A 13,072-nucleotide genomic window follows, 5' to 3' on the forward strand; every position below is an offset into this window, starting at 1 on the left:
GCCGCGGGTTAGCCTGCGGCCGTTGCCCGCACTGCCTGGGCGCGGCGGATCAGTGCGGCCGTCGACGCATCATGCGCGGCGGCGCCGGCCGTGCCTTCCAGTTCGCGCTGGATCGGCGCGGCCAGTTTCTTGCCGAGTTCCACGCCCCACTGGTCAAACGAATTGATCTGCCACAGCGCACCCTGCACGAAGGTGCGGTGTTCCGACAGCGCCAGCAGCGCGCCCAGGTGGTACGGGTCCAGCCGCTGCAGCAGCAGCGTATTGCTGGGCCGGTTGCCCTCGAACACCAGGTGCGGCACCAGCGCTTCGTCGCGCACGCCCTCGGCGCGCACTTCGTCGGCGGTGCGCCCGCGCAGCAGCGCCTCGCCCTGTGCAAAGCAGTTGGCCAGCAGCTTGGTATGGTGGCCGGGCAAGTCGCTCACGGGTTCCAGCGTGGCGATGAAGTCTACCGGAACCAGCTGCGAGCCCTGGTGCATCATCTGGAAGTAGGCGTGCTGGCCGTTGGTGCCGGTCGTGCCCCATACCACAGCGGCCGAGCCCGCATCGAGCGCGCCGCCGTCAAGCCGCACGGACTTGCCGTTGCTTTCCATTTCCAGTTGCTGCAGGAAGGCCGGCAGCAGTTCCAGCGGCTCGCAGTAGGGCGCCACGCAGCGGCTGCCGGCGCCGAGGAAGCTGCGGTACCAGACGTCGAGCAGGCCCAGGATCATCGGCAGGTTGCGCTCGGGCGGTGCGCTGGCGAAATGCAGGTCCATCGCGCGCGCGCCGTCCAGCAATTGCCGGAAGCGCTCGAAGCCGATGGCCACGGCGATCGAAAGTCCCACTGCGGACCACAGCGAGAAGCGTCCGCCCACCCAGTCCCAGAACGGGAACATATTGGCCGGGTCGATGCCGAACTCGGCCACCGCATCGCGGTTGGTCGACACCGCCACGAAATGGCGCGCCAGCCCGGCGCGGGTCACGCCTTGCTGCAGGAACCAGTCGCGCGCGGTGCAGGCGTTGGCCATGGTTTCCAGCGTGGTGAAGGTCTTGGAGCAGACGATCACCAGCGTGGTGGCGGCATCCAGCCCCGACAGCGTGCGTGCCAGATCGCTGCCGTCGACATTGGCGACAAAGTGCATGCGCGGGCCGGTGGTTTGTGCATCGCTCAGCGCGCGGCAGACCATGCGCGGGCCCAGGTCCGACCCGCCGATGCCGATATTGACGACGTCGGTGATCGCGCGGCCATCGAACCCGGTCCAGGCGCCACTGCGCACCGCGTTGGCAAAGCGCTCGATCTGTGCCAGCACCGTGGCTACGTCAGCGCCCACGGGCACGCCGAGCGCGCGATAGCCGTCCTCCGGATAGGCGCGCAGCGCGATATGCAGTGCTGCGCGGTGCTCGGTGGTGTTGACCGGTTCGCCGCCGAACATGGCGTCGCGCCGCTCGGCCACGCGCGCCTGGCCAGCCAGGGTGAACAGCAACGCCAGCGTTTCGTCGGTGATGCGGTTCTTGGCGTAGTCCAGCGTCAGGCCGCAGGCTTCGGCGGTGAAGCGCTCGGCGCGCAGCGGGCCGCGCGGGCCTTCGAACCAGTCGCGCATATGGGTGCCGCGCAGGGTGTCGGCGTGCGCGCGCAGGGCTTGCCAGGCGGGCAGGGAAGTGGTCATGTCAGATACTCCGCAATACGTGGGCTACATCTCTTCATGCCAGGCCATGCCGTCTCGCGACAGCAGGGCACTGGAGGCTGCCGGGCCCCAGGTGCCGGCGGTGTAAGGCTTGGGCGGCGTGGGCGAGTTCTCCCACGTCTTCAGGATGGGCGCGACCCAGCGCCACGCCTGTACCTGCTCATCGCGCCGCACGAACAGGCCCAGCCGGCCGCGGATCACGTCGAGCAGCAGGCGCTCGTACGCGCCCACGCGCCGTACACGTGGGGCGGCAGTGTTCAGCTGCAGGTCGAGGGACGCGGGAATCAGCGCCTGCGTGTCGCCCGGCTGCTTGGTCAGGAAATACAGCCGGATGCTCTCCTCGGGCTGCAGCGTGATCACCAGCCGGTTGCCGGACATGATTCCCAGCGGGTGCGGGAACAGCGGGTAGGGCACGTCATGGAAATGGATTACGATCTCCGCCACGCGCGACTGCATGCGCTTGCCGGTACGCAGGTAGAACGGCACCCCGGCCCAACGCCAGTTGGCGATCTCGGCGCGGATAGCGACGAAGGTCTCGGTGCGGCTGTCGGGCGCGATGCCGGGTTCACTGGCATAGCCGGGCACCGGGTCGCCGCCCGCGGCGCCACGGGAGTACTGGCCACGCACCACCTTTTCGGCCACGTCTTCCGGCCGGATCGGCCGCAGCGCCTTCAGGATCTTGAGCTTCTCATCGCGGATGGCGTCTTCCGACAGGCTCGTGGGCGGCTCCATCGCCACCATGCACAGCAGCTGCAGCAGGTGGTTCTGCACCATGTCGCGCAGCGCGCCGATGCCGTCATAGAAGTTGCCGCGGCGCTCCACGCCCAGCTCTTCGGCGATGGTGATCTGCACCTGGCGCACCCATTCGCGCCGCCACAGCGGCTCGAACAGCACGTTGCCAAAGCGCACCGCCATCAGGTTCTGCACCGACTCCTTGCCCAGGTAGTGGTCGATCCGGTAGATCTGGTCCTCGGCAAAGTGCCGCGCCACTTCCGCGTTGATGGCCTCGGACGAGGCCAGGTCGTGCCCGAGCGGTTTTTCCAGCACGATGCGGCTGCGCGGGCCGGTCAGGCCCACGCGCGCCAGTTGCTCGCAGATGGTGACGAACAGGTGCGGGGCCGTGGCCAGGTAGAACACCACCACTGGCGCCGCGCGCGCATTGACCAGCTCGGCCAGCGCGCCGAAGCCGGCATCGGCGTTGGCATCGACCTGCAGATACACGATGCGGTCGAGAAAGCCCTGCCACGCTGCGGCCGCGGCGTTGCCGGCCAGCGCTGGCAGCACTTCGTCGTTTAGCATCGCCAGGTAGGCGTCATGCGACAGCGGCTGGCTGCCCAGTGCCAGGATGCGCCCGCGCGGATGCAGCGAACCGGCGGCGTGGGCATCGAACAGTGCCGGCAGCAGCTTGCGCCGCGCCAGGTCGCCGGTGGCGCCGAACAGTACGAAATCGAACTCTGGAGCAGGTTCAGGTGCCGGAGCGCCGGCAGGGGGGCTAGCCATCATGGAATCAGCAAATGGAAAAGAGGGTGGAAGGACCGGCCGTGCCGCTTACCGCGGCGCGGCCCAGCCCTTGTACTGGCCTACATTGGCACGCGTCACCAGCGTGGACGGCAGCAGCACGGTCGGGTTGGGCGGGCGCTGGCCATTCATCATGCCCACGCCCAGTTGCACAGCGGTGCGGGCAATGGCCCACGGGTCCTGGCTGGCCGAGGCCTGCACCAGCGTGTCGGCCTTCAATGCCGCCTCGATGTCAGGCGCGCCGTCGACCGAGGCAATCACGATGCCGCGGCGGTTGAGCTGGCGCGCGGCCAGGTCCGCGCCCACGGCCTGCGGGTCGTTGATGGTGAAGACCGCATCCACCTTGGGAAAGCGCGTCAGGTACAGCTGCATTACGTTCAGCCCGCCTTCGCGGGAGCCCTTGGCATCCTGGTCGTCGGACAGGATGCGGATATCGGGGTGGCGCGCCAGCACGGTCTTGCAGCCCTTGACCCGGTCCAGCACCGCCGATACGGGCGGGCCGTTCTGGATGATGACGTTGCCGCGGCCCTTGAGCCGGTCGGCGATAAAGCCGCAGGCGAGTTCGCCGGCCTGGGTGTTGTCGGTCTGCACGGTGGCATCGGCGCCGGCGGCGGCCACATCGACCGCCACCACCACGATGCCGGCCTTGCGCGCCTTGCGTACCGCCGGCTCGATGGCGCGGGCGTCGGCGGCGTTGATCAGGATCAGGTCGACGCCGGCGACGATAAAGCTGTCGATGTGCATGAACTGCTTGTTCAGGTCGTAGTCCGCCGACAGCACGGTGACCTTTGCCTTCGGGTTGGCCTGCAGGGCCGCGGCCTCGGCACCGCGGGCCAGTGCGACAAAATACGGGTTGCCCAGCGAACCCAGGGTCACGCCAACCTTCTTGAGCGGGCGCTGCACGGACTGGACATCTGAAGCCGGCGCGGTCTGCGCGGGCGCTTGTGCCAGGGCCGGCACCGCGCACAGCGCTGCCAGCGCGCTCGCGGCAAGGGCTTTGAGGATGGGTTGGATCACGGTCTGTCTCCTGTGCGGCCGCAGCTCAGGTACGGGCCGAGCCCTTCTGGCGATAGCGGTCGAGCGCGACCGCGCCGATGATCACCAGGCCCTTGATGATGTATTGCCAGATATCCGACACGCCCAGCAGGATCAGCCCGTTGGACAGCACCGCGATGATCAGCGCACCCACCAGCGTGCCGGCAATCGATCCGACCCCGCCGACAAAGCTGGTGCCGCCCAGGATCACCGCGGCGATCGCATCCAGCTCATAGGACTGCCCCAGCTGCAGCCCGTTGGCCGCATACAGCCGCGACGCCGACATCACGCCGCCCAGCCCCGACAGCAGGCCCGACACCGCATAGACGAACAGAAGCACCACCCACACCTTGATGCCCGACAGGCGCGCCGCCTCGGCATTGCCGCCGACCGCGTAGATCTGCAGCCCCAGCACCGTGCGGCGCAGCACCAGCCACGACACCGCGACCACCGCAACGGCAATCACCACCAGCCAGGGGATGCCCAGCAGGTCGCCGTTGCCGATAAATGCGAACGGGATATCCGGGTTGTAGACCGTACTGTCGTTGCCGACCAGCCGCGCCAGCCCGCGCACCGCGGTCAGGCTGCCCAGCGTCACGATGAACGGCGGCAGCTTCATGAAGGCGATCAGCGCACCGTTGACCAGTCCGAACAGCAATCCGCACAGCAGCGCTGCCGGCACGCTCAGCGCCGCCAGTTGCGGCATCAGCGAGACCAGCATCGCCACCACGGCCGACACCGACAGGATCGATCCCACCGACAGGTCGATGCCCCCGGTCAGGATCACGAATGTCATGCCCGCGGCCAGTACCAGGTTGATCGACGCCTGCTGGGCGATGATCGACAGGTTCTGCAGGCTGGCGAAGTTCTCGGTCAGCAGCGTGAAGCCAAAGCAGAGCAGCACCAGCACCGGCAGCATGCCGAGCGCGCGCAGGCGTTCCTGCGTGGTGGCGCGGCCGGTGGCGTGGCCCACCGGCGTGGCAGCCTGGGCGGTGACGCCATGGGCCGTGGATGAGAGGGGATTGCGCATATGTGTCTCCTGATGCTGCGAGGCGGGATGCCGCCCCGGTGCGGCCGTTCTTTGCCGGCCTGTACGGGAATTCAGCGGTTCAGTGCAGGACTGGGGGCGGTTGCTCGCCGGCTCCGGTGGCCAGCGCAATGATCCGTTCCTGCATGGCGGCGGCATCGGCGCAGCCCGGCACTTCGCCGGCCAGCTCGCCTTCGCGCATCACCAGCACGCGGTCGCACAGGCCGACCACCTCGGGCAGTTCGCTGGAAATCATCAGCACCGCCACGCCGGAGCGCGCCAGCTCGTTGATGAGCCGGTAGATCTCGGCCTTGGCGCCGATATCCACGCCGCGCGTGGGCTCGTCCAGGATCAGCACGCGCGGCCGGGTTTCCAGCAGCCGCGACAGCATCACCTTCTGCTGGTTGCCGCCGGATAGCGATCCCACGTTGACCTGCGGGTGCGCCACGCGGATGCCGAGCGAGCGGATCGCCGCGGCGGTGCGCTGGCGCGCGCTGGCGCGGTTCAGGCGCCCGCCGCGCAGCGCATCGCGCGCGGCCACGATCAGGTTGATGTTCTCGTGCACGCTCTGGTCCAGGAACAGGCCCTGCAGCTTGCGGTCTTCGGTCAGGTAGGCAATGCCGGCATCGATCGCCTGGCGCGGGCCGGTGACGGCCAGCGGCGTGCCGGCCACGAACACGGCGCCATCGGTGCGGGCATCGGCGCCGAAGACTAGCCGCGCCAGCTCGGTGCGCCCGGCGCCCACCAGCCCGGCCAGGCCCAGCACCTCGCCGGCGCGCAGGTCGAAGCTGCAGCCGCGCACGCGCCGGCCATCGGACATATTGCGCACCGACAGCATGATCTCGCCCGGCGCGGCCGCGCCATGGGTCTTGGTGTAGAAGCCGGACAGGTCGCGCCCGACCATCATCTTGACCAGCGCCGCCTGCGTCAGAACGTCGCGCGTGAGCGTGCCGACAAAGCAGCCGTCGCGCAGCACCGTGACGCGGTCGGCCAGCTCATCGATTTCCGCCATGCGGTGGCTGATATAGATGATGGCCATGCCTTCGGCGCGCAGCTGGCGGATCAGGGCGAACAGGCGGTCGGTCTCGCGGGTGGACAGCGGCGTGGTGGGCTCGTCCATCACCAGGATGCGGGTCTCGAAATGCACCGCGCGCGCGATCTCCACCAGCTGGCGCTGCGCGATCGACAGCGTATGCACCGGCGTCTGCGGCGTGAAGTCCGCGCCCAGCCGGGCCAGCGTGGCCTCGCAGGCGCGCGCCATGGCGGCGCGGTCGACCATGCCGCGGTGGTGCAGGTGGCGGCCCAGGTAGATGTTCTCGGCCACGCTCAGGTTGGGCGCCAGGCTCAGCTCCTGGTAGATCACGGCCACGCCGTGGGCGCGCGCCGTGGCCGGGCCGTCGATGGCCACCGGCTTGCCGGCGATGCGGCACTCGCCGCCCGGGTCGGCGATGTAGGCGCCGGACAGGATCTTCATCAGCGTGGATTTGCCGGCGCCATTCTCGCCCATCAGGGCATGGACTTCGCCGGCGTAGACGGTCAGCTCCATGTTGCTGAGCGCCTTCACGCCGGGGAAGGTCTTGGAGATATTGCGCAGTTCAAGCAGCGGCGCTGGGCCCGCATGGCCGCCATGCAGGTGCGCTGCCATGGGCGAGGTACGCGGTGCTTCAGACAATGGCATGGCCGGCCTCCGGAACGATGGCAGACGCGCCCCGTAGCAGTTCGGCGCGCGGCGAGAAGTTCATGAACATCGGCAGCGACGCGGCACCCACCGCGCCGGCGTTGGCGCCAAAGCAGCCGCGCACCACGGTGGCGGGCGCGCGGGCTTCGGGGGCGCTTTCATCCAGCACCTGCTGCAGGCGCGCAATCAGCGTGGCGACCAGGCCGCCGTCGATATCGGCATCGAAGATCACCAGCGGCACGTCGAGCACGGCGAGGGCGGACTGCAGCGCCGGCGCCAGCGCATCGACGCAGTCGGCAATCCATTCCTCGACCGCGGGGTGGCCCAGCTCGACCTGGCGCTGCAGGTCGGCATGGCCGTTGACCACCACGCCGTGGTGGCGCAGGTGGCGGGTCAGGGCGTTGAGCGACGCGCGCGAGATCAGGATGTCGCGCCGCTTGCCGGTGCCGGTGGCAACCGGCGCGGAGGGCAGGGTGCTGGGCGGCACCGGCATCATCGCGATATCGCCGGCATTGCCGGAGACACCGCGCACGCAGTCGCCATTGAGCACCACGCCGCCGCCGATGGCGGGGCCAAGGAAGACATAGAGGAAATGCCGGGCATGGTGGCGCCCGTAGAACAGTTCGGCCACCGCGGCGGCGGTGCCGTCGTTCTCGCCGAAGACCGGCAAGCCGGTGGCGGCGTTGAGCATTGCCGGGAAGTCAGCCTGGTCCCAGGCGCGGAAGCTTGCCTGGAAGGCTTCGCCCTGCACGTCCAGCTCGCGCAGCCAGGCACCCAGGTTATAGGGCTGCGCCACGCCGATGCCCAGCAGGCGCTTCTGTTCGGTGGGGGTGAGCAGGGCGCGCAGCTCGGCAATATCGTGCCGCACCATTTCCAGCGCCTGGTCAGGGTGGGGCAGGACCAGCTGGTGGGCGCGGCTGGCCAGGATATGGCCGGCAAAGTCCACCATCACCACCTCGATGCTGCCGCGGTCCAGCCGTACGCCAATGCCGAAGGCGCCCTTGGGCTGCAGCCGGATCAGGCTGGCCGGCTGGCCGCGCTGGCCTTCCGTGCGGCGCCCGGACTGTTCGACCAGACCTTCCTCGGACAGGGTCTGCACGATGCTGCCCACCGCCGTATTGGTCAGCTGCGCCATGCGCGCCAGGTCAGCCTTGGAGGCCTCGCCGGCACGGCGCAGCGCCAGCAGCAGCGCGCGTTCGTTGTACAGGCGCAGGCTGGCGGAATTCACGCCACGGCCCGCTTTGGATGCGGTCATCTTGTCTCCGTCCGCTATTAATTAATTCATGTTGAATTAAATGATATGGGTGCGCAGAACTCAACCGCGGGGAAACCCGGAGGGCGGATGCGCCGCCTGGGTGTCAGGTGATCGGGAAGCCACTGCCATGGCTCGGAAGGAAGAAGGTAGCGGCGGTCCGCCCGCAGGAGGACCGCCCGGGGGCGTTGCGGGGGGCGGGCTTATTGTTTGGACATCTGCATGGTGAAGTACCCGCCGGTCCCGGTGCTGGCGGCCATCACCAGCGTGCGTGCATAGCGCGTGCTGCTGCTCACGATGATGCTGCCGTCGGCCGGCATCAGGCGGATCGCGGCAAAGCCGTTGTGCGGCACGCCGGTCGACAGCGCGCAGCCGGTGCTGCCCGGCTGCGTGGAGTTTTCGGCAACGATCCTGACCGCATACAGGTTCTTGGCCGATCCCGGGGTGGCAAGCGTTGCCGTGCCCTGCAGGTCGCAAATGCGGGTGCCGCTGGTATAGGTACCGGTGACGTTGCCCGCGTCATCGATCTGCATGGCAAAGCCGTCTTGCTTCCAGTTGCCGGCGATGGCAGCCTGGTCCACGGCTAGCGCGTTGGACGGATCATAGGTACCGGATAGCAAATTGATAGGGTTGCTTGGCGTGGCGACGAAATTGCCGTCAAAGCGCTGCCCCGGGGTAATGGTGCCGGCCCCGGTGGCCGGGTAGGCAAAGCCGGTTTCGTACAGCGTGCCGGGGCCCAGCGTCCAGGCCGAGCCAGAAAACTGGAACGCGCCTGCCAGCACGCCCGTCGGTCTCGCGTGCACGAACTTCCCGCTGTTGTCGACCAGCGTGGCGTTCATGAGGCCGACCCAGAGACCTTCGCTGCCATTGCCGACCGCTGCCGTCGAGCCCGGTTGCGGTGCGCTCAGGCTCGGCGGCAGCTCGCCAGTGGGTGCAGGTTGCGGTGCTGCTTCGGGCGAGGGCTCGGGCTTTGGTGCAGGCGCCGGTGCCGGATTATTTTCGGAAGGTGGCGTTTGTGCCGCCGGTGTGGTCGTTGTGTCGTCCCCGCCGCCGCCACAGGCGGCCAGCAGCGCGATGGCCGACAGCAGGGCTGCCGGCATTGCCATTTTTCTCATTGGATTTCACCTCCGGATTGTGGGAAAGGTCTAGCTGTCCCGTTGCATATGGGCGTCGGGCAGATCCCACTACGGAATGGTTGCGTCGGGCGACGCGGTGGGAAATGCCGACCGGCCAAAGCTATCGATCCGGGGTCGGCAGGTAAATCAGACGGATCTGAAATACGGGGGAGAAATTGCCTGTATGAATATCCGAGGGCAGTCACTGCAGGCGGCCGCGCGTGCGGCGGGCGCCTTCGGCTGCGTCAATCCGGCAACGCCCCCGCCTGCCGCAGCGCCGCGCGCGCAATCTCCATGCGCGCCTTGGCGTGTTCGGGCTGCACCATGTCGAGATTGAGTGCAAACAGGTAGTCGTCGTCGCCACGCTCAACCCAGCCCACCAGCCAGCCCACTGCGGGCTTGGCCGAATCGGCCCACCCGGTCTTGGCGTGCAGGGTGTAGCCGGCGGTGCGCTCCATCACAGTGATGTCGTCCACGGCCTTGAAGGTGGTCGGGGAGAACGGCAGCGTGCGCTGTACCACGCCCTTCAGGAAGTCGATCTGCTGGTAGGCGGAGATCTGCAGCGTGCCGTTCAGCCAGAAGCGGTCGACCTGGCCGGAGCTGTTGGCATTGCCATAGTGCGATGCGGTCAGGTAGCGCTGGTAGGCCGCGCTGCCAACCCGCCGCGCCAGCGCCTGGTAGGCCGGCACGCAGGAATTCGGGAAGGCGACGCGCAGCGGCACGTCAGCGTTGCAGGCGTCGGGCAGGACAGCCTTGCCGCCGACCAGCCAGACCTTGCCGTCCCACGGCAGCTTGTCATGGTCGACGTCGGCCACGGCACCGCTCTCCAGGCCGATCATCGAGTTCAGGATCTTGAAGGTCGACGCCGGCGAGTACTGCGTGGCCGCACGCGGCTTGTTGTAGGTCAGCATGCGGTCGCGCCGCAGGTCGTAGATCACCATGGTGCCGGTGGCATCGGCCTGGCGGAACAGCGCCGCGGCATCCAGCGGGACTTCTTTCGGTGCCGCCAGGGCGGGCAGGGTGGAGGCGAGCAGGCCGAAGCCGATCGCCATCGGTGTCAGCAGACGAGCAAGATGTTTGTTCATGGCTTTGCAGAAGAGTTGAGGGGATGGCAATCCGGGCCCGGACCGTGGTGCGCAGCATAGGAGAGCGTCCGGATAAGGCCAACCGCGTTGGCTGTAACTTGCGTAACATGACGGGCGCCACCAGCGGTTTTCACTTGATCCCTGCCTACCTGATGCCAGCCACGCCTGCTCCGATCCGTATCGACGTGTCGGCCCCGTACCGGGTCGACGGCCAACCCGCGCGCTACCAGTCGGTCTGGCTGCTGGCGCGCATCTGGCATGCGCATCGCACCGGGGAGGGCGGTGTCACCGCGGCGGTGGTGCGCAGCGCCTTCCCGACGGCGGCCAACCTGCGCATGCTGGTGTCGCGCGCGTTCGCGGACTTTGCGCGCTGGCAGGTGGTGGTCGGATGGGGGGGCGACCGCCAGCGCGACCCGGCCGCGGCCAATCCGGCGCAGCGCAGCCGCGGGCCGTTCTGGATCACGGCAGCGTGCGCGCGCCACCTGCGCTTTGTGGCGGACGGGCGCACGCTGGGCCCGGCCGCGCTGGCCCGCCGCCTTGGCTTTCCCACGGGGCCGCAAGCGGCGCCGGCGGGCCAGCCGGACGGCGTCGGCTACGTGATGCGCGACATGGCCTTCTGGAGCGAGCTGACCCAGGCCATGCGCGGCGCGCAGGACGGCCACGCGGGCATGCACGGCTCGGCCGTGGCCGAGTCCTTCCGCGCGGCAGGCCGCAGTGCCGGCGACGGATTCCAGCAAGCGCTGTCATTGCTCAAGGAAAGCCTGGCGTGGCGGCGCTGCGGCCGCCTCGATCAGAGCCGGGCGGCACTCAGGCGTGTCGACCGCCTGGTGCAGGCGGCTGAGGCCGGCGCAGCGACGCCCGCGTTCTGCGCCATGGCGCATATCGTGCGGGCCTGGGAACGCTATACCCGCGGTGACAGCGACGGCGCGCGTGCCGGCCTGGAAGGGCTGCAGTCCGATCCGGAACTGCGCCTGGTGGTGCGCTACAACCCGCGCGTGCGCTTTGAAGTGCTGAACCTCGAAGCGCTGCTGCACAAGGCCGATGCCATGCGCGCCGGGCATGCCGGCACGGCGCGGGCCGCGCAGCTGGCGCTGGATACCTTCGCCGGTGCGCTGCAGGCCGCCTACGAGGCGGATTCCGTCGACGCCGTGCAGCATGCCGCGGCCAATATCGGCCTGTGCCTGTGGCTGTTCTGGCAGCACGGCCTGGTCGATGCCGCGCGCACCTTGTCCGCCAGCGCGGTGCAGCGGCAGGCGATGCGCTGGCTGGGCTTGTCGGAGTGGATCTGCGACCGGTTCGGCGTGGGCGGTGGCACGGCGTGGAACGCGATCTTCCTGTTGCGCATCGCACGCGGCAGCTGCGGGCCCGATACCCCGCCGTCCGACCGGCCAGCCAGGGCCAACGACAGCATGGCCGCGTTCCGCCGCCAGCGCCCGCTGTCCGTTGCCGACGCTGTCGACGCACTGCGGCCGTTCCACGCGCCGTTCGCACCGGCCAAGGGCTTCGTGCGCTGGTCCGCCGTGGCTGCGTTCGCGCTGGAAGACCATGACGCCGGCCACGTCAGGCTGGGGCCGTTGCAGCTGGCCAACCTGCTGCTCGAATCGGCCTGGTACCTCACCCACGAGCAAGGCGCTACCGCCATAGCGTGTGCCGCGGTGGAGCGGCTGGCCGCCCAGTTGCCGGCGCTGCGGCCGGCCGAGCGTGCCTTCTTCACCGTGGAATTGCGTGCCTTGCCGCCTGAGTTGCGCGATGCTGCCGCGGAAGCTTCGCGGCGCCGGCGCAAGGCGGCGTGAGGGCTGGGAGCACCCAGACAGCAAGCCAACGGTTTTGGGTGCGCCAAAGCCGCCCGAACTAGCCTAAGCAAGGTGTTCTCCCTCTCCCCTCATGGGGAGAGGGCCGGGGTGAGGGGTGGTTTAGCTAGAAACGACATCAAGCCGGGCCTTCGGCCTGCGGGATCCTGGCCAAGACCGATCGGCTTGATGCGATGGTACTGGCACGCTTCGCCCTGCAGATTCGCCCGCCGGCGCGGCCGCTGCCCGACGAGGCGCAGCGCGAGTTTGCCGATCTACTGGATAGACGCAGCCAACTGGTGGCGATGCGCGCGCAGGAGAAGGCATGGGTTGCCACTGCCCCGCCAGTCGCACTTAAGAGTTTGAAGGAGCATATAGCGTGGCTGGACGCCCGCATTAAGTCTCACGACATCGACATGACGCACAAGCTGCGCACCAGCGACGTGTGGAAGAACAAGGTCGAATTGCTCGACAGCATGCCGACTTGACACGGTTGCTCTCCCGCAAGCGGGAGAGCGAGCACACAAACGTTGTGCTGGAACCAGTGGCACTAGCAATCCGGCTTCAGTCGAACAGTTCGTGCCAGATGCTCTTCTTCTTATAGTGCTTCTGCTCGCGCTCATAGTACCGGTCGCGGTCGCCATGGCCGCGCTGGTATTCCTGTCGCGGGGGCGGGGTTTGCTGCGGCATTTGCTGCATCGGCGCCGCCTGCTGTGCCGGGGCGGTTGCCACGGAGCGCTCAAGGATCTTGTCGAGTTCGCCCCGGTCCAGCCAGACACCGCGGCATTTCGGGCAGTAATCGATCTCGATGCCCTGGCGTTCGGACATCACGAGTTGCGTTTGCGGGCACACCGGACAATCCATTGCTTCTCCTCATTGCAGTGAAAACAGTCAGGGTATGACCGGCGCCA

Annotated in this window: 11 protein-coding genes; 2 read left to right on the forward strand and 9 right to left on the reverse strand. The window is 68.3% G+C overall.

Going from position 1 to position 13,072, the window contains the following annotated elements:
* Window positions 1–8 precede the first annotated feature (8 nt).
* From pgi to blaOXA, 8 genes are all read right to left on the reverse strand, one after another.
* Complete coding sequence (gene pgi, locus AC3WRR_RS03380) at window positions 9–1,643, reverse strand: glucose-6-phosphate isomerase (RefSeq protein ID WP_010814487.1); 1,635 nt, start codon at window positions 1,641–1,643, stop codon at window positions 9–11.
* 24 nt (window positions 1,644–1,667) lie between these two features.
* Window positions 1,668–3,164 (reverse strand): glucose-6-phosphate dehydrogenase, encoded by a 1,497-nt coding sequence (gene zwf / locus AC3WRR_RS03385; RefSeq protein ID WP_011617276.1) that lies wholly within the window; start codon window positions 3,162–3,164, stop codon window positions 1,668–1,670.
* A gap of 45 nt (window positions 3,165–3,209) precedes the next feature.
* A complete protein-coding gene (locus AC3WRR_RS03390) occupies window positions 3,210–4,196 on the reverse strand; it encodes an ABC transporter substrate-binding protein (protein ID WP_010814485.1) in 987 nt (328 codons plus the stop codon).
* Window positions 4,197–4,221: 25 nt separating this feature from the next.
* Window positions 4,222–5,244 (reverse strand): ABC transporter permease subunit, encoded by a 1,023-nt coding sequence (locus AC3WRR_RS03395; protein WP_010814484.1) that lies wholly within the window; start codon window positions 5,242–5,244, stop codon window positions 4,222–4,224.
* A 79-nt stretch (window positions 5,245–5,323) separates the two neighbouring features.
* Entirely contained in the window at window positions 5,324–6,886 is a 1,563-nt protein-coding gene (locus AC3WRR_RS03400) for a sugar ABC transporter ATP-binding protein (protein WP_010814483.1), read from the reverse strand.
* Window positions 6,887–6,905: 19 nt separating this feature from the next.
* On the reverse strand, window positions 6,906–8,174 hold the full coding sequence (locus AC3WRR_RS03405; protein ID WP_010814482.1) for an ROK family protein: 1,269 nt from the start codon (window positions 8,172–8,174) through the stop codon (window positions 6,906–6,908).
* Window positions 8,175–8,374: 200 nt separating this feature from the next.
* The gene (locus AC3WRR_RS03410) at window positions 8,375–9,286 is read right to left on the reverse strand and encodes a hypothetical protein (RefSeq protein ID WP_246840199.1); all 912 of its coding nucleotides are present in this window, start codon (window positions 9,284–9,286) and stop codon (window positions 8,375–8,377) included.
* A 245-nt stretch (window positions 9,287–9,531) separates the two neighbouring features.
* Complete coding sequence (gene blaOXA, locus AC3WRR_RS03415) at window positions 9,532–10,371, reverse strand: OXA-1206 family carbapenem-hydrolyzing class D beta-lactamase (protein WP_011617271.1); 840 nt, start codon at window positions 10,369–10,371, stop codon at window positions 9,532–9,534.
* A 152-nt stretch (window positions 10,372–10,523) separates the two neighbouring features.
* On the opposite strand from blaOXA, the gene AC3WRR_RS03420 reads away from it, so the two are divergent.
* Together AC3WRR_RS03420 and AC3WRR_RS03425 are read left to right on the forward strand one after the other, a co-directional pair.
* Window positions 10,524–12,164: a hypothetical protein gene (locus AC3WRR_RS03420; RefSeq protein ID WP_037024248.1), complete on the forward strand. Its 1,641-nt coding sequence runs from the start codon at window positions 10,524–10,526 to the stop codon at window positions 12,162–12,164.
* A gap of 164 nt (window positions 12,165–12,328) precedes the next feature.
* Complete coding sequence (locus AC3WRR_RS03425; RefSeq protein ID WP_492296263.1) at window positions 12,329–12,649, forward strand: IS110 family transposase; 321 nt, start codon at window positions 12,329–12,331, stop codon at window positions 12,647–12,649.
* A 76-nt stretch (window positions 12,650–12,725) separates the two neighbouring features.
* Here the strand turns inward: AC3WRR_RS03425 and AC3WRR_RS03430 are convergent, their stop codons facing one another.
* A complete protein-coding gene (locus tag AC3WRR_RS03430; protein ID WP_010814477.1) occupies window positions 12,726–13,025 on the reverse strand; it encodes a TFIIB-type zinc ribbon-containing protein in 300 nt (99 codons plus the stop codon).
* Between the last annotated feature and the right edge of the window lie 47 nt (window positions 13,026–13,072).

Source organism: Cupriavidus sp. FW305-3-2-15-C-LB2, assembly GCF_058787575.1.

Excerpts from the sequence above, each read along its gene's own strand:
- pgi (WP_010814487.1), bottom strand. The coding sequence starts at position 1,643 with ATGACCACTTCCCTGCCCGCCTGGCAAGCCCTGCGCGCGCACGCCGAC.
- zwf (WP_011617276.1), bottom strand. The coding sequence starts at position 3,164 with ATGATGGCTAGCCCCCCTGCCGGCGCTCCGGCACCTGAACCTGCTCCA.
- AC3WRR_RS03395 (WP_010814484.1), bottom strand. The coding sequence starts at position 5,244 with ATGCGCAATCCCCTCTCATCCACGGCCCATGGCGTCACCGCCCAGGCT.
- AC3WRR_RS03400 (WP_010814483.1), bottom strand. The coding sequence starts at position 6,886 with ATGGCAGCGCACCTGCATGGCGGCCATGCGGGCCCAGCGCCGCTGCTT.
- AC3WRR_RS03405 (WP_010814482.1), bottom strand. The coding sequence starts at position 8,174 with ATGACCGCATCCAAAGCGGGCCGTGGCGTGAATTCCGCCAGCCTGCGC.
- AC3WRR_RS03410 (WP_246840199.1), bottom strand. The coding sequence starts at position 9,286 with ATGAGAAAAATGGCAATGCCGGCAGCCCTGCTGTCGGCCATCGCGCTG.
- blaOXA (WP_011617271.1), bottom strand. The coding sequence starts at position 10,371 with ATGAACAAACATCTTGCTCGTCTGCTGACACCGATGGCGATCGGCTTC.
- AC3WRR_RS03420 (WP_037024248.1), top strand. The coding sequence starts at position 10,524 with ATGCCAGCCACGCCTGCTCCGATCCGTATCGACGTGTCGGCCCCGTAC.
- AC3WRR_RS03430 (WP_010814477.1), bottom strand. The coding sequence starts at position 13,025 with ATGGATTGTCCGGTGTGCCCGCAAACGCAACTCGTGATGTCCGAACGC.